Here is a 15461-nt window from a genome sequence, read left to right on the forward strand (position 1 = left end):
GCCTTTATTGTTTCACTGGGGCAGCTTTTTGACGTCCTTGCAACTTATTTGTAATAAATTTCTCACCTTCGACGACTGTGAAAAGAAGTGCCCCGTTGGCTGCAATACTCAACTGCTGCATCAGCGTCAAAGAACCGATCCCTAAAAGCTGGTGTCCGATAGGTGTTAGGAAAATCGCTGCCTGCAATACGATCAGTAGTGCCAGGGAGACTAAGAGTGCTTTATTGGCAAAGAGTTGGCGATTCAACGCCGGCTTTACCAGCTCACGACAGTTCAACAAGTAGACCGCTTGGGCGAAGACGATACTTTGCAGTAGCATGCTTTGCTGAAGGACCGTTCCTTCAAACTGAATCGCTAAGACGTAGGAAGGAATCATGATTAACAACGAGACATAGAAGATGCGGAACAGACTGTACCAAGATAAGATACCTTCTTTGATTGGCCGTGGTGGTCGATTCATAACATCCGCACTTGCCTTTTCAAAACCGAGTGCGTATGAAAGCGTGATGGTTGTCACCATATTTACCCATAAAATTTGTACAGGTGTCAGTGGCAGTGGTCGGTTCAACAAGAGTGCCGCAATAACGATCAATCCTTGTGCAACGGCCGTTGGTAAGAAGAAGTTGATGGTTTTCTTCAAATTATCATAGATCCGACGACCCACGCGGACGGCATTGGCGATCGTATGAAAATTATCGTCTGCCAAAACCATATCGGCTGCTTGCTTGGTTACTTCACTGCCTTTGATTCCCATAGCGATCCCAATGTCGGCTTTTTTCAGCGCTGGTGCATCGTTTACACCATCGCCGGTCATTCCGACAATCTCTTCATTCGCCTGCAAAGCACTAACGATCCGTAATTTATGCTCTGGGGTCGTTCGAGCAAAGATATCTGTCTTTTGGACTGCTTGCTGCAATTCTTCCTCCGACAACAGGTCGATTTCTAGCCCTTCCAACACGTGATTCGTGTGCTTCAAGCCAATTTGCTTGCCGATGGCTTGAGCGGTCTTGCCATGATCTCCTGTGATCATTTTAACTTGGATGCCCGCTTGCAAGCACTCTTTTACTGCTTTGATGGCACTGTCTTTCGGAGGATCAATGATGCCAGCGATCCCAACAAAGGATAAATTGATGAGTGCTTCGTGGGATAAGGACTCCTGTGCCGACAGCGTCAGATGCGCAAAGCCGATCAGCCGCTGCCCTTTCGCTGCTAATTTTGCACTTTCATCTAACCACCATTGCTTTTGATCTGAAGTCAGTTGGCTTTTCTCAAGCAATACTTCGGGCGCACCTTTGACAAAAACTACCGAGGCATTCGACTCTTCTTGATTTTGATGACGGGTTGCCATGTACTTGTAAGAGGAACTAAAAGGAATCTTATCGGCTGTTTTACGCAATGGTTGCTGCGCTGATTCTGCGTATTGCAACAAGGCTTTTTCGGTTGGGTTCCCAACGAGATCCGCAGCCTTTTGTTCTTCGTCCAGCTTCAAATCTTGACAATTTGCCATAATATCAAGCACCATTTCTTTATCCACGTTCGACTCAACCAAGACATCGACAACCGTCATTTCATTTTTGGTCAAGGTTCCTGTTTTATCTGAACAAATCACCGTCATGGCACCTAGTGTCTCCACTGATGGCATCGTTTTGATGATTGCTTGCTCCTCAGACATTTCCTTGACACCCATCGATAAAATCATGGTCAGCACGGCTGGCAAGCCCTCAGGAATCATTGCTACAACTAATGCAATACCTGATGAGAACAAGAGATCAAGATCAAAGCCGTAGCGGAAGGTAGTAAAGAAGATCAAGAAAATCACTAATCCGATAATGCCTTTAAAGATTTGGTGATTCAATTGCTTCATTTTTTTGATCAACGGGGTTTCTTGCGCTTTCACAGACTGAATTGCTTGATTGATCTGGCCGATTTGTGTATCGTCGCCTGTTTCAACGACGATCCCGCTGGCAGTTCCGCTTTCTACATGGGTACCAGAAAACGCCATGTTTCGCTGGTCGCCAATCGTACTTTCTTGAGTAATAGGCTCGGTCATTTTTTGAACAGGCTCAGATTCGCCGGTTAAAATCGACTCCTCAATCACCAGATCATGGGTTTCGATCAAGCGCATATCTGCTGGTACGACATCTCCTGGTCCTAAAACGACTAAATCTCCATTTACTAAGGAAGAAACAGCAATTTTCTTCTTGCGGCCGTGAACATAAATCGTTGCTTCTTGCCCCATGAACTGCTTCAATCCATCCAGTGATTCTTGGGCTTTGCGCTCTTGCCAGTAGCCGACTAATCCATTGATGATGACGACCGCCATAATAATGCCGCTTTCGATATAATCACCAGAAATCCCTTTTAAGACGGCTGCGACGATCAAGACCAACATCAGTAAGTCGGTAAAGTGCTTGCCGACTTTCTTCCATGTGGGGATCTGCACTGCCTCAGTAATTTTATTTTCACCTTGCTTTGCTAAACGCTGGTTGCGTTCTTCGGAGGAAAGGCCCTGCCGTGTTGTTTGCAACGTGTGTAATAGTTCTTCTGTTGTGTTTTTGTACCAATTCATATTTTTTTCCTCCTTGTTTATTTATTTGATCTGAACATAGTATAAAACATTAAAACCATAAAATTCTGGCGATAATTTCAGCGGAGCCTGAAAAAAATGAGTGCTTTTATGAAAAGGTAAGGGCGCCTGATCGCGTGGTTATACACAACCAACTGAAAAACTCCGTTGATTGTTTTTGCAGGTGAAATCAAGTAAACTAGGATACACCCAATCAATTTCTATCTGTCCCACTCATCAAAAGGCAAGATAGAAGAAAGGAGCCAAACAAATGGCAATCTATACCGATACAAAAATCGCTCAAGGACCATTTCTTTTCATTTCTGGTCAAACGCCTTCGCAAGACGGAGCCACACCTGAGGACCCACAAGAACAAGCAGCCATCGTTTTGAAGAAAATCGAAGAGCATTTATCAGCCAATCAGCTGTCTTGGTCATCAGTGGTCAAAATGACCGTCTTTTTAACGGATGCTGCCTACTTAGCTGCTGTCCGTACGGCGTTTACAGCTATTTTGGCAGAAAATAAACCAGCCATGAGTCTCGTCATCGTCGCCGGATTGGTTGCGCCTGAATTTAAAGTAGAGATTGAAGCACAAGCTACCATGGCTTAAGCATAGAGAAAAACACCAAAAAAGCTTCGTACCGGCTGCTGCCTTTTGTACGAAGTTTTTTGGTGCTATCTTCTTATTCAGTCCCTTCTGAAACGTCTGATTCGATCTTTTTTTGCCACTGCTCCACAAAACCAGCGATCGCTTGAGCAGTCTGTTGAGCATTCACTAAGGTTCGCTTTTTCTCCATCGCTTCTGTCAACGAAACCGGACCTTGCTGGATACAAAAGACGGCAGATAAGAGTTGCGACAGTTTTCCTAGATCGTCGCTTCGAGAGCCGCAGATGGCAACGACTGGGACCTGATGTTTGTGGGCGAGCAACGCGACGCCATAGGGTACTTTTCCCCCAGCGGTTTGCCCATCGATGCGTCCTTCGCCGGTGATCAACAAATCTGCGCCTTTGATTTTTTCCTCAAATCCAATCAATGAAGCGATCGTCGCAAATCCTGGAACCAATTGACCACCTGCCAAACGAACAGCACCACCAAGCCCTCCTGCCGCACCAGCACCAGGAACTTCCAGATCGATCCCCGTGGTTTGCTTGATGTGTTCAGCCAAACGCTTTGCTTGCTGATCCAACTGCTGGATCGTTTCTTTGGATGCCCCTTTTTGCGGGCCAAAAACCGGCGCAAATCCCTGATTGCCAAAATAGGGATTCGTTACATCGGCTAAAGCAAACAGGTCAATTTGTGCAAGCAAAGGGTTCAACTGATTGAGCTCGAGAGATTCTGCCTGCAGCAAAGGATTGTTTTCCATTCGCTCGTTTCTTTGAATGGTTGCTCCTAACGCAAGTAAAAAGCCTACGCCCCCATCAGAAGTGCCGCTACCGCCAAGGGTCAGGTAAATTTTTTTCACTCCTTGCTTGCAAGCTGCTAAGACCATTTGTCCTAACCCAAAAGAAGAGCTATTGCGGGTGGTCTCATCACTAGGTTCCACGAGTTGCAACCCAATCACTTCAGCAGATTCAATCAGGGCTATTTTTTCTTCCTTGATTTTTGTGATCAACATACGAGCTTGCAACTTACCGCCTAATGCCGTGGTCACTGAAACCGTTTCGTAATTTCCTCCCTGCGCAGCAATGACTGCTGCCATTGATCCTTCTCCCCCGTCAGCGATGGGAATACTGCGTTTTTCCCACTGGTCTGAGAACCCGCTTAAGACCGCTTGATTTAATTCTGCGGAAGTGGCACTTCCTTTGAAGGAATCGATTGCTGCTGCAACTTTCATTTTTCTACCTCTCATTTACGATCATCTCTTTCCCAAAGATTGGAATACTTTGTCTTATAATCAACTTTTAGTTAATTAAATCAACCAAAAATTAACTAGCAATCCATTGTAAGTCATCCTTTCTCCTCTTATGATAGAAGTATACCAAACAAACCTATCGGAGGTGCACTATGGACTTACCAATTGGCGAGGAAATCGCTCGGAGAAGAAAACAACGAGGTATTACCCAGCAAGAATTAGCAGTGTTTATGAATGTGTCCAAAGCATCCGTTTCGAAATGGGAAACGGGACAGTCTTATCCAGATATCACCTCGCTGCCCTTATTAGCAGCGTATTTTGATTGTAGCGTCGATGAATTATTGATTTTGGACTCGCAGCTATCCCCTAAAGAAATCCAACGGATTTACCAACTATTAAAAGACGCTTTCCAAACAAAAACATCGACGGAAGTTCTCGCTCTTGCTCAAAGTTTTACCAAACGGTATTACTCTTGTTATCCGTTCTTATTACAAATGGGGTCCTTTTACTTAAATCATTGGGATCTACTGCCAGATGTCCCTGTAGAAAGCATCCCAGAAGGACAAACTTATGAAAACGCCCTAATGGAAGCAAAGAAAAACACCTATTTGAAGGAAGCAGAAACCCTTTACCAGCGGATCATGGATCAAGGAGACAGTGAGCTGGCCCAACAAGCGAAACAGATCGATGCTTATTGTCTGCTGATGAGAAACAAGCCAGAAGAAGTCTTGGCGATCCTTGGAACGAAAACTCTCTCTTTTTTACCTAGCGAGCCGTTGATTGCCGCCGCATTCCAGCAAAACAATCAGTTGCAACAAGCTGAGATCGTTACTCAAAGTGCGATTTACCAGTACTTGATTATTTTTATGAGTTTACTGACGAATTATTTAGCAATGCTCACACAAGACGAGGAGCAACTGGAAAAAACCTATGCACATGGACTGGCACTCAGCGAGAGCTTCCATCTGGCCGAATTGCATCCCCTTTCTTTACTGAATTTTCTAGCCGCTGGGATGGTTTCGTTTGCTGCTTTAGGAAAAGAAAGCTTATTGTTGCAAGCATTAACGCTGTATGTCAAAACATTAGAAGCTACTCCTCAAGAAATCGTTTTGAAAGGAGATGATTATTTCAACAGCATCGATGAGTGGATTAGTGAATTGGAATTAGGCAGTCAGATCCCGCGTAACTCAGGTAGTGTCAAAAAACAATTTATTGAATTAGCACAGCTGACACCCTTGTTTGAACCGTATCAAGAAAAACCCCCATTTAAAGAACTATTTCAGCGCTTGAGCAAACTAGCTGAGCAAGCATCTAATTCCCAAAGGAGTGATTCCCATGGATAGTGTTCAACTAAACATTCCAAACGATATGGCTGATTATTTGCCCATACTGATTCCCCTAATTATCTTACAACTGGTCTTAATCGACCTGTCAGTTCGGGATATTTTAAAGCAGGAACAGTTTAAATTTGGCTCTCGCACGTTATGGCTTTTAATATCATGTTTTATTAGCCTGATTGGTCCTATCCTTTATTTTGCTTTCGGAAAAGAGGACCAACAATGAAGATGATCGAGATCAATCATTTATCCAAGCGTTTTGGGCACAAACAAGTGCTACAAGACCTAACCTTTTCGGTTCCAAAGGGCAGCGTTGTGGGTTTTGTCGGAGAAAATGGTGCCGGCAAAACAACGACCATGAAGGCGATTTTAGGATTACTCCCCATTGATGAAGGAGAAATCACCGTTTGTGGCGAACCGGTGCAATTTGGCTCAGCAAAGACCAATCGCTGGATCGGCTATCTGCCAGACGTGCCGCAATTTTACTCTTTTATGACAGCTGCAGAATATTTGACTTTCTGCGGAAAAATCCAGCCCAATCAAGAACCTTTTCAACCTCAGCGGGTAACAGAAGTCTTAGAATTGGTAGGTCTAGAAGCTTCGAAACAAAAAATCGCTGGCTTTTCTCGTGGTATGAAACAACGTCTCGGGTTAGCCCAAGCTCTGATCAATCGACCCGCCATCTTGATCTGCGATGAACCAACATCCGCACTAGACCCTTTAGGTCGCAAAGCGTTTCTTGATGTATTGGCAAAAATCAAAGAAGAAACAACGGTTCTTTTTTCATCCCATATTCTTGCAGATGTCGAGCAGCTGTCAGATTACATTGCGATTTTGCACAAAGGCCAGATCCGGGCATTTGAAACGATGGATTCCTTAAAAAACCGTTATCGAAAAACCGCCTTTGGGATTGTCTTTGCCGACGAAGGTGAGCATGTGAAATTTGCCAATGTGTTAGCATTCCACGGCATTGCGGCAGAAAGAAAGAACAATCAATTACTGATCGACGAAACTGCTGACACGAATGTTGGAAAGCAGTTGCTGCGATTGCTCAATGAACAACAGATAGTACCTGAATCCTTTCAACGAATCGAACCAACGTTAGAGGCGATTTATTTGGAGGTGATCAAATGAAGACGTTTCTTGTTTTCTTAAAGAAAGAATTTCTCGGCGGCCTTCGCAGTAAGAAATTGTTGATTTGCTTGATCCTGTTTGCCCTGATTGGCATGCTTTCTCCCTTTACAGCGAAAATCATGCCCGATCTGATGGCCAGTATGGTGCCAGAATCAATTCAGATCACGATTGCTGATCCGACTTCGATCGATGCATGGCTTCAGTTTTACAGCAACATCGGCACGATCGGGTTACTAGTGTTTGTGATTCTTTTTACCGATACGATCTCCGCCGAAATCAGTCATGGCACCTTTATTCAACTGATCACGAAAGGCTTACCGAAAACCACGATCATCTTAGCCAAAGCTTGCTATTTATCGATCCTTTGGTCTTTGAGTTTCCTCCTAAGTGCCAGTGTCAGTGCTTTTTATACGATGATTTATTTCCATGATGACAGAGCTGTTCAAGTCCCTAGCGCTTTGGTCAGCTATTGGCTCTTCGGTTTATTAGCAATCAGCATCCTGCTGCTAGGTTCTAGCTTTGCTAAAAGTATCTATCAAGGACTGTTGTTTCTTGGTGTCTGTTATCTGATGGGTATGTTAGGCAATCTGTGGAGTCAATTAACAAATTGGAACCCTTACTCTCTTTCCAGCCAATTTCCTAACTACTTAACCGACCAAATCAAGTTAGGGGAACTGCTGCCAGCACTGTTGTTAACTTGCTTTTTGATCATCGCTTGTTTGACTGGTGCCATAGCTGTTCTAAGAAAAAGAAAATATTAAAAAACATCGGTGCAGATTTTTGCACCGATGTTTTGTTACTGCTATTTCACTCTACTTTTGCTGTCTCTTGGACTTCAACAGATTTTTTAGCCTGCATTCTTTGCTCGAGCCGCATGAAGAGTCGCATGAAGAAGGCAATCAAGTAAATTGAAAAGGCAGAAATAAGCGCTTCTTGCCAAGAAAAGATCAAAAGGTTCAGCAAGATGATGATCAAATTAGTTAAGAAAACCCCACTAGATCTGCGAATGCCATAGTATTTTTCCAAAATCAGCGGTGGGATCGTTACGCCACCGTTAGAAGCACCAATTTTATAGAGCGAAAAGATACCGAAGCTAAAGAAGAAACTACCTAAAATCAATGAGATGGAATAAAAGCGCAGTACCATGATTTCGGGTAAAAGCGCCAGTAGAACGGGAAATGCCAAGCTACCGATAACCGTGTTGACAAAGACCTCTCGTTTCAAAAGTAAAAACGCAAGGGCCAACATCAATAAATTGATGCCCCAGACAATGATGTGCCGATTAATGGACCATCCAGTTTCAATAAGATAACCAATCGAACCAACGCCGGCAGAAGCAATGCTATGAGGTAACAGAAAAAAATTTAAAGCAATGCAAATCCACAGCACCCCAAGCAATAACGCAAGATTTTTTTTGATTAATGAGTCCATCAACGTTCTCCTTTCAATCTGGCACCTATTTTTATGTAGAAAAGCTTCTGTTTATTCTATCAAAAAAACACTAAAAGAAAGAACCAATTTTTTCATGAAAACATGAAAAAATTGATTCTGACCTTCAAGAAAGTATTCTTGGTTTTTTTCACCAGAGAAGGTGGCCTTATGCAGCACAACCATGAAATATCGCCAGAATCTCATCTGCGATCGCTTTTTGCCAGGCATTTCGCTGCGCCATGCGTTCCTTCTCTGACGGCAAATGGACAAAGGAAACAATCAATTCTGATCCCGCAATCAAATGATAGGACATCAACCGATTTTTTTGCTGCAAAAGCAGCTGATGCGTTTTAGGGGAAAGGGAAAGATCAGATGAGGTTGCCAATTGCTTTAATTCCTCTGGCTGACACAGGTTTCTTTCTGGTGCAATACTGATCAACTTTTTGACGCCTGCTAATTTCATTGCTTCGATCACCCGTAGCGTTGCCCGCGGATCGTGAATATCCGTCAGACAAACATACTGACATCCTTGAAGGGCACGAACCAGTCGACCCAAGTCCAGAAAGTCACCATCTATGATGGTCTCACGTTCTGGATTTGCTGATTGCAAACGCTCCTTTGCACGACGAGCATAAAGTACCAGGGATAAATTGGTTCTTTCTAAAATTATTTTACGTGTCAGCTGCCCAATCGTCCCAGCAGCACCTAAAATCGCAAGTTGTTTCATAAGCTTCCTTTCTTTTCGATTGTGTTATGCAGAATGCTTCTGGTTTCCATTGCAACAAATTCAGTCATTAAGACTTAGTGACTAAATTGGCTTTTCGTTGACGCAATCGTTCTTCTGTCGGTAAAACATGCTCATCATAATGTTCAAGTTTGTATTCTAAGCGCTCGACAGCTTCCGTCATATCAGAGATTTTCTCCCTCATTACCGATATTTGGTCTGCTAGGAGCTGCTTTCGTTCAGGAACCGTCTCTCGTCCTTCTTCAAATAAAGCCAGGTAATGACTTAGACCATCAATCGATAATCCAGCATTGCGCATTTGCCTTGCAAACGTGATCCACTTTAAGTCGTCATCATCAAATTCACGAACACCGTTTTTATTGCGTTTGATCGGCGGAATCAGCCCAATTTTTTCATAGTAACGGATGGTATCAGCCGAGACACCGCTCAGTTCACTGACTTTTTTGATATTCATGGCTTCACTCCTTGTTTTGCATTTTTTCCTAGATCGTTTTGTATGCTACGAGCCAGAAGCCCTTTTGTTACTCGTTATACCGCCCCTACCACTGCATGAGGCAAGTAAGGTTCTTCCAAATACGCAATCTCTTCGGCTGTCAGCTTCAAGTCAAGGGCTGGTAATGCATCCAATAAGTGGCTTTCTTTTGTTGCGCCAATAATTGGTACGACCACTTGTTCTTTTTGCAATAACCAAGCCAAGGCGATTTGCGCCCGTTTGCTTTGGTGTTTGTCAGCAATTTGTGCGACCCGCGCCACGATCTCCCGGTCTTGTTCCATCATTTTGTCGTACTTTTGATTGTCGGTTTTATCCGTTAAGTAGCGCTTGGTCTCTGCACCCCAATCTCTTGTTAAACGTCCGGCTGCCAATGGGCTATACGGCGTCACGGCAATTTTTTGATCGGCACACAAGGGCATCATTTCTCGCTCTTCTTCTCGATAAAGCAAGTTCAAGTGATTTTGCATCGAAACAAATTTGGTCCAGCCATTTTTCTCAGCGACTGCTTGTGCTTTGGCAAATTGCCAAGCGTACATCGCAGATGCACCAATATAGCGTACTTTTCCAGAAACCACCAAATCATGTAGTGCCTTCATGGTTTCTTCAATTGGTGTGTGGTAATCCCAACGATGGATGATATACAAATCAATGTAGTCCATTTGCAGGCGTTTTAAGCTTTGCTCGACTTGATAAAAAATCGCTTTTCGGGATAAGCCTCCACTGTTAGGTCGCTGCTTCATTTTAGAATATAGTTTTGTGGCAACCACGATCTCATCCCGGGGCGCAAAATCATTCAATGCTCGACCGACGATTTCTTCGCTCGCTCCATAAGAATAGACATTTGCCGTATCAAAAAAGTTGATGCCCAGATCCAAGGCTTTTTTGATGACTTCACGACTGTCGTCTTCTTCTAAGACCCACTCATGAAATCCGCTGTTGGGATCGCCAAATCCCATTGTCCCTAAACACAAAGGTGACACATCTAGTCCTGTATTGCCAAATTTTACATAGTCCATTTGTACGTCCTCCTGTTTTTTTAAGTTACACTAAGCATACAGGTTGAAGTGCACTCTAAGTCAAGCGAATCTATAAACTTTTTTTATTTTACTGTCAATTGACTCAAAAGGACATGCTTTTTGTCGTGCGTTTCATTTCAAATCAGCTTTTGGTACACTAAAGATAAGTATTGATACGCTATCTAGCCGAGAAAAAGGAGTGAAAGATTTTGACTTGTATTTTTTGTACTGCCTCAAAACATGCGATCATTGAAAACGAACGCTTTTATGCGATCTTTGATAAGTTTCCCGTCACCCCTGGACACCTGCTATTGATACCCAAAGAACATCGAAGGGATTATTTTGCCCTCACCCAAGAGGAATTACAAGACTTGCAGGCTTTGTTGCAGGAAGGCAAAGCCTATTTGTTGGAAACCTATCGACCAGACGGCTTCAACATCGGCTTCAATTGCGGGGAGGCTGCCGGACAGACGGTCTTTCATTGCCATTGTCATTTGATCCCACGCTACCAAGGCGACGTGGAGGAACCAAAAGGCGGCGTTCGAGGCGTGATTCCTAACATGCAAGCCTACTAAACCCCAACAAGCCGTTTCCCTTCACTGGAGGAAACGGCTTGTTTATGTTTGTTAAAATAAGGACGCTTAGGAATTGATCGCTGAATGGTTCATCAACCGATTGATATGAACGCCTAGATAGACGATTTCATTGACAGGGATCTTCGTTTGATATTCTTTGTCGATATAGGCTTTGACTTTTGTCGCGATTTCCATAGCATTTGGATAAAGAGCCCACATTTGACGGTATAGTCCTTCATCTTCTTCTTGCAGCAGACCATCCAAAAAGAACCGGTCAACGAAGAAACGCACGTGGGTAATAAAGCGATTATAATGGATCGAATTGGTGTTGACGTCTTGCTGGATCGAGTAGCGCACCATATTGACGATCAACCCGATCAATTTGGCTTTTTTCAGCCCATCTTGATTTTCCTCGGTGTTCGACTGGGCATTGATCAAATGAAACGCGATATTGGAGGCTTCTTCTTCTGGTAGATCAATTTGATACTGCTCTTTCAACAAGCGTAGTGCCTGTTCGGCGGCTCGAAATTCCTCCGTATAGTAATTCTTGATTTCCCAATAGAGCCGATTCGTCACACTTAAGCCTTTTTGCTGACGTTCCACAGCAAAGTGCAAGTGATCCGATAAGGTGAGGTAAATCGTTGAATTTAGCGGATAAGGCAGCATTTTTTGCGCTAGCTGAACGATTTCTTTGGTCATTTCAAAATAGTACAACGGAATCTCATCCACCAAATCGGCAAACTGACCCGATTTTTTTTCATCGATCGGCAGAAAAACTTGATCGATCTGGGTATCGGCTATGCTGTCGCCGACTTTTTTTCCATAGCCGATCCCTTTCCCAAGTGCAATCATTTCTTGGCCTTCCTTATCAACAAGTACGACACTTGAATTTAAGACTTTCTTGATGTAAATCATGCACTCTCGCTCCTCACTGTTTATTCTGCCAAACTTGCGCCATTGGTGGCGATCACTTCTTTGTACCAGTCGAAGGAATCTTTTTTCAAACGGTCATAACTGCCATTACCTTCATCATCGGCATCCACATAAATGAAGCCATAACGTTTCGTCACTTGTGACGTCCCCGCACTGACCAGATCGATCGGTGCCCATGAAGTATAACCAATCAAATCGACCCCTTCATCGATGGCTTCCTTCATTTGTTTGAAATGTGCCTTGAAATAATCGACCCGATACGGATCATGCACATGCCCATCTTCGAGGATGTCAATGGCCCCCATGCCATTTTCAACGATCATCAATGGCACTTGATACCGATCATACAATGAAAGCAAGGAGATTTTCAAGCCTTTAGGATCGATCTGCCAGCCCCATTCAGTGGATGGCAGCTTGGGATTTTTTACTCCTAAAACTGTATTACCTGGCGTCCGTTCGGCATTTGGATCACCTGATTCAGCCATAGACATATAATAGCTAAAGGAGAGAAAATCAACGGTGTGATCTTTTAAGATTTGGCGGTCTTCTGGTGCCATTTCAATCTTGATGCCGCGCTTTTCCAGATCTTTTTCAATCATTCGCGGATAAGCACCTTTGACTTGAACGTCTGCATAGAAATCATTTTCCAAGTTTTTCTTTAAGGTCAATTCAACATCCAGTGGGTCACAAGTCAATGGATAGGTCATCAACTTCGTGATCATACAGCCGACTTTGTTGTCAGGATTTATCTCATGGGCGATTTTGGTCACTAATGAACTGGCCACAAATTGATGATGAAGGGCTTGATACACATCTTGCTCTTCCTTGCCAGCTTCTGATTGCTCAGGAATGAGGCCTGCTGTCGTAAAGGGATGACGATGGATACTGTCGATTTCGTTAAAGGTCAACCAGTACTCCACGTATTCCCCGAATTCTTCAAAACAGACGGTCGCAAAGCGGACAAAGTCATCGATCACTTTGCGTTCCACCCAGCCATTGTACTTCAAGCTCAGCGCTAGCGGCATCTCATAGTGAGACAACGTTACGATCGGTTTGATCCCCAAGCGCTGCATTTCTTGGAAGACATTGCGGTAAAAAGCGATCCCTTCTGGATTAGGTGTCGTTTCTTCCCCGGTTGGGAACAAGCGGGTCCACGCAATCGACAGGCGCAGTACTTTAAAGCCCATTTCCGCAAACAAAGCCAAATCTTCTGGATAGCGATGATAGAAATCGATCCCTCGGCGCTTTGGATAAATGGTATCCGTTTGATCCGCCATTGCTTCTTTGACGGCATCAACAGTCACACTCATGTGTGCTGCATAGTTTTTCACGTCGACATGCGGTTTGTAAGTCGCTACATCTGCCACCGACAAACCTTTGCCGCCAAGATTCCAACCTCCTTCTACTTGATTTGCGGCGATAGCGCCGCCCCATAAGAAGTCCTTTGGAAAAGTTGTTTTAGTCATTTGTTCAATCTCCTTTTTACATTGTTTTTGTTGCATTGCTGATTTGTTTAGACGAGCGGTGCGATCGATAGAACACCTTGGTCGTTGCGCTCATCGCTTGATTCGATCGTTTTGACCGTAAAGTTTTCTTGATTGGTGACCACACAGATCACGATTGGATCAAAACCAGCTGCTTTGATAGCCTCTAGATCAAATTGGATCAGGGGTTGACCTTGTTTCACTTGATCCCCCGCTTTTACATAAGGGGTAAAGTGTTTGCCTTCTAATTGAACGGTATCCAAGCCGATATGAAAGAGCAATTCTGCGCCATTACGGGTTTTTAACCCGATCGCATGGTTGGTTTCAAACAACATCGTGATCTCGCCATCTTCTGGTGCGATCAATTCGCCAGACGTCGGGATGATCCCGAACCCTTCTCCGATCATACCGCTTGAAAAGACTTCATCGTTGACTTCAGAGAGGGCTACCACTTGGCCTTCTACTGGTTTACTCAATACTTCGGCTTTCGGATCGGCAACAGTCGGCTTATTTTCTACTACTTTGTCTTTGAATAAGAAAAGGACAAGGACAAAGGAAACAGCAAAGGATACCCCTAACGTGACCAAAGCCCACACAAGATTCATCGGGTTGGCTTCATCTACGAACATAGTGATACTTGCTAGGCCAGGGCCAACTAATGCGAAGGCCTTGATGGCAAACAACCCAGCCACCGCTCCACCAACTAGGCTAGAAGCCATCACGCCGTAAAGCACTCGTTTATGCAGGATCGTCACCCCATACAAAGCAGGCTCAGTGATGCCAAAAAGGGCGGAGATGCCTGCAGAAACAGCGGTTGAACGAAGTTTTTGGTCTTTGGTCCGAACACTCACCGCAAAACAAGCACCAGCTTCTGCAATGTTATGTGCCAATGAGGCAGGCAAGTATAACAGCTCTGCCCCCATCTCACTCATGGACGAAACAGCATAGGGAATCATGGCTTTGTGCATACCGGTAACCACCATCAATGGTAAAACAGCGGCTAAGATTCCCGTTGCCACCCAACCTAAATGGGCATACAGCCAAATGATCGCTGCTGAAAAAATCGTTCCGACTTCAAAGCCTAGTGGGCCTAAAATCAATAAAGCAATTGGAACCGTAATAACCAAGCTCATCATCGGAACAAAGAAGATACGGATCGGTTTTGGTGAGATTCGGGTAAACAGCTTTTCAATTTGAGCGTAAAATAAAACCGTTAAAATGGCTGGAAATACTTGTGACGCATAGGCGATATTTTGTAAACCGAAGCCCATGAACGCTGCGCCATCTGTCAATAGTGTCGTTAGTTCAGGCAAAATCAAGGCACCGACAGCGGAAACCGCCACCAATTGGTTGACCTTTAATTTATTTGCCGTGGTGATCGCCACTAAAATCGGTAAGAAATACAATGGTGCGCCACCGATCAGATTCAAAATTTGATACGTCTGGCTCGTATTGTCCATCAATCCAGTGACAGAAGCAAGTAATAGTAAGGATTTCAAGACGCCCCCACCAGCGACCGCTGGAATCAACGGTTGAAAAATCGAGATAATAAAATCAAGCAGGACCGCACCCCACGATTGTTTTTGTTTCGCTTCACTTCCTCCATCCGCTGTTAGCTCATGACCTAACACGTTCATCACCTCATCATACACTTCGACGACATCATTGCCGATGATGACTTGGCATTGGACATTTTGTCGCACACCAATCACACCAGCGACTTTTTCCAAGGCATCTTTTTGGACGAGGCTATTGTCTTTTAAAGTAAAGCGCAAGCGGGTGGAGCAATGTTCCAAATGTGCGATATTTTCTTTTCCGCCAATCAACTCAACGATGGCAGTTGCCGTTTCTTTTACATTCATAATTTTCTTCTCCTTTAATTAGTTTTCCTTTG

General features: G+C 44.1%; 15 protein-coding genes. 6 read left to right on the forward strand and 9 right to left on the reverse strand.

From position 1 onward, the window contains the following. Window positions 1-4: 4 nt before the first annotated feature. Window positions 5-2569, reverse strand: a complete 2565-nt coding sequence (locus tag IGI84_RS09725; RefSeq protein ID WP_220427023.1) for an HAD-IC family P-type ATPase — start codon at window positions 2567-2569, stop codon at window positions 5-7. 268 nt (window positions 2570-2837) lie between these two features. Between IGI84_RS09725 and IGI84_RS09730 the strand changes: the two genes are divergently transcribed. Then, window positions 2838-3176 carry a Rid family hydrolase gene (locus IGI84_RS09730; RefSeq protein WP_220427024.1) on the forward strand — a complete coding sequence of 113 codons (339 nt, stop codon included), beginning with the start codon at window positions 2838-2840 and terminating at the stop codon, window positions 3174-3176. 73 nt (window positions 3177-3249) lie between these two features. Here the strand turns inward: IGI84_RS09730 and IGI84_RS09735 are convergent, their stop codons facing one another. After that, on the reverse strand, window positions 3250-4401 hold the full coding sequence (locus tag IGI84_RS09735) for a glycerate kinase family protein (RefSeq protein ID WP_430600250.1): 1152 nt from the start codon (window positions 4399-4401) through the stop codon (window positions 3250-3252). Window positions 4402-4571: 170 nt separating this feature from the next. On the opposite strand from IGI84_RS09735, the gene IGI84_RS09740 reads away from it, so the two are divergent. Genes IGI84_RS09740 through IGI84_RS09755 form a run of 4 tightly spaced genes read left to right on the forward strand, consistent with a single transcriptional unit; the run spans window position 4572 to window position 7651 of the window. Beyond that, entirely contained in the window at window positions 4572-5762 is a 1191-nt protein-coding gene (locus IGI84_RS09740) for a helix-turn-helix domain-containing protein (RefSeq protein ID WP_220427026.1), read from the forward strand. Further along, window positions 5755-5982 carry a PLD nuclease N-terminal domain-containing protein gene (locus IGI84_RS09745; RefSeq protein WP_430600251.1) on the forward strand — a complete coding sequence of 76 codons (228 nt, stop codon included), beginning with the start codon at window positions 5755-5757 and terminating at the stop codon, window positions 5980-5982. The genes IGI84_RS09740 and IGI84_RS09745 overlap by 8 nt, the downstream gene beginning before the upstream one ends. After that, the gene (locus tag IGI84_RS09750; protein WP_096741329.1) at window positions 5979-6890 is read left to right on the forward strand and encodes an ABC transporter ATP-binding protein; all 912 of its coding nucleotides are present in this window, start codon (window positions 5979-5981) and stop codon (window positions 6888-6890) included. The genes IGI84_RS09745 and IGI84_RS09750 overlap by 4 nt, the downstream gene beginning before the upstream one ends. Next, window positions 6887-7651, forward strand: a complete 765-nt coding sequence (locus IGI84_RS09755) for an ABC transporter permease (RefSeq protein ID WP_077454456.1) — start codon at window positions 6887-6889, stop codon at window positions 7649-7651. Before IGI84_RS09750 ends, IGI84_RS09755 begins: the two co-directional genes overlap by 4 nt. 46 nt (window positions 7652-7697) lie before the next feature. Here the strand turns inward: IGI84_RS09755 and IGI84_RS09760 are convergent, their stop codons facing one another. The 4 genes from IGI84_RS09760 to IGI84_RS09775 all read right to left on the reverse strand — a co-directional run bounded on the left by IGI84_RS09760 (window position 7698) and on the right by IGI84_RS09775 (window position 10575). Further along, window positions 7698-8321, reverse strand: a complete 624-nt coding sequence (locus IGI84_RS09760; RefSeq protein ID WP_081118031.1) for a YitT family protein — start codon at window positions 8319-8321, stop codon at window positions 7698-7700. Window positions 8322-8487: 166 nt separating this feature from the next. After that, window positions 8488-9048: an NAD(P)H-binding protein gene (locus IGI84_RS09765; RefSeq protein ID WP_220427029.1), complete on the reverse strand. Its 561-nt coding sequence runs from the start codon at window positions 9046-9048 to the stop codon at window positions 8488-8490. A 67-nt stretch (window positions 9049-9115) separates the two neighbouring features. Further along, window positions 9116-9520: a MerR family transcriptional regulator gene (locus IGI84_RS09770; protein ID WP_220427030.1), complete on the reverse strand. Its 405-nt coding sequence runs from the start codon at window positions 9518-9520 to the stop codon at window positions 9116-9118. A 74-nt stretch (window positions 9521-9594) separates the two neighbouring features. Beyond that, entirely contained in the window at window positions 9595-10575 is a 981-nt protein-coding gene (locus IGI84_RS09775) for an aldo/keto reductase (protein WP_430600252.1), read from the reverse strand. Between the two features lie 209 nt (window positions 10576-10784). Here IGI84_RS09775 and IGI84_RS09780 point away from each other — a divergent pair, with 209 nt between their 5' ends. Further along, window positions 10785-11150: an HIT family protein gene (locus IGI84_RS09780; RefSeq protein ID WP_220427032.1), complete on the forward strand. Its 366-nt coding sequence runs from the start codon at window positions 10785-10787 to the stop codon at window positions 11148-11150. Between the two features lie 66 nt (window positions 11151-11216). Here the strand turns inward: IGI84_RS09780 and IGI84_RS09785 are convergent, their stop codons facing one another. The 3 genes from IGI84_RS09785 to IGI84_RS09795 are packed head-to-tail and all read right to left on the reverse strand — an operon-like array spanning window position 11217 to window position 15429. Further along, window positions 11217-12065 carry a PRD domain-containing protein gene (locus tag IGI84_RS09785; RefSeq protein ID WP_077454460.1) on the reverse strand — a complete coding sequence of 283 codons (849 nt, stop codon included), beginning with the start codon at window positions 12063-12065 and terminating at the stop codon, window positions 11217-11219. Window positions 12066-12085: 20 nt separating this feature from the next. Then, window positions 12086-13549, reverse strand: coding sequence for a glycoside hydrolase family 1 protein (locus tag IGI84_RS09790; RefSeq protein ID WP_074931723.1), 1464 nt, complete (start codon window positions 13547-13549; stop codon window positions 12086-12088). Between the two features lie 47 nt (window positions 13550-13596). After that, window positions 13597-15429, reverse strand: a complete 1833-nt coding sequence (locus IGI84_RS09795; protein WP_220427033.1) for a beta-glucoside-specific PTS transporter subunit IIABC — start codon at window positions 15427-15429, stop codon at window positions 13597-13599. Window positions 15430-15461: the final 32 nt, after the last annotated feature.

The sequence above is a fragment of the Enterococcus sp. DIV0008 genome, from assembly GCF_050542615.1.
Classification (GTDB): domain Bacteria; phylum Bacillota; class Bacilli; order Lactobacillales; family Enterococcaceae; genus Enterococcus_D; species Enterococcus_D innesii.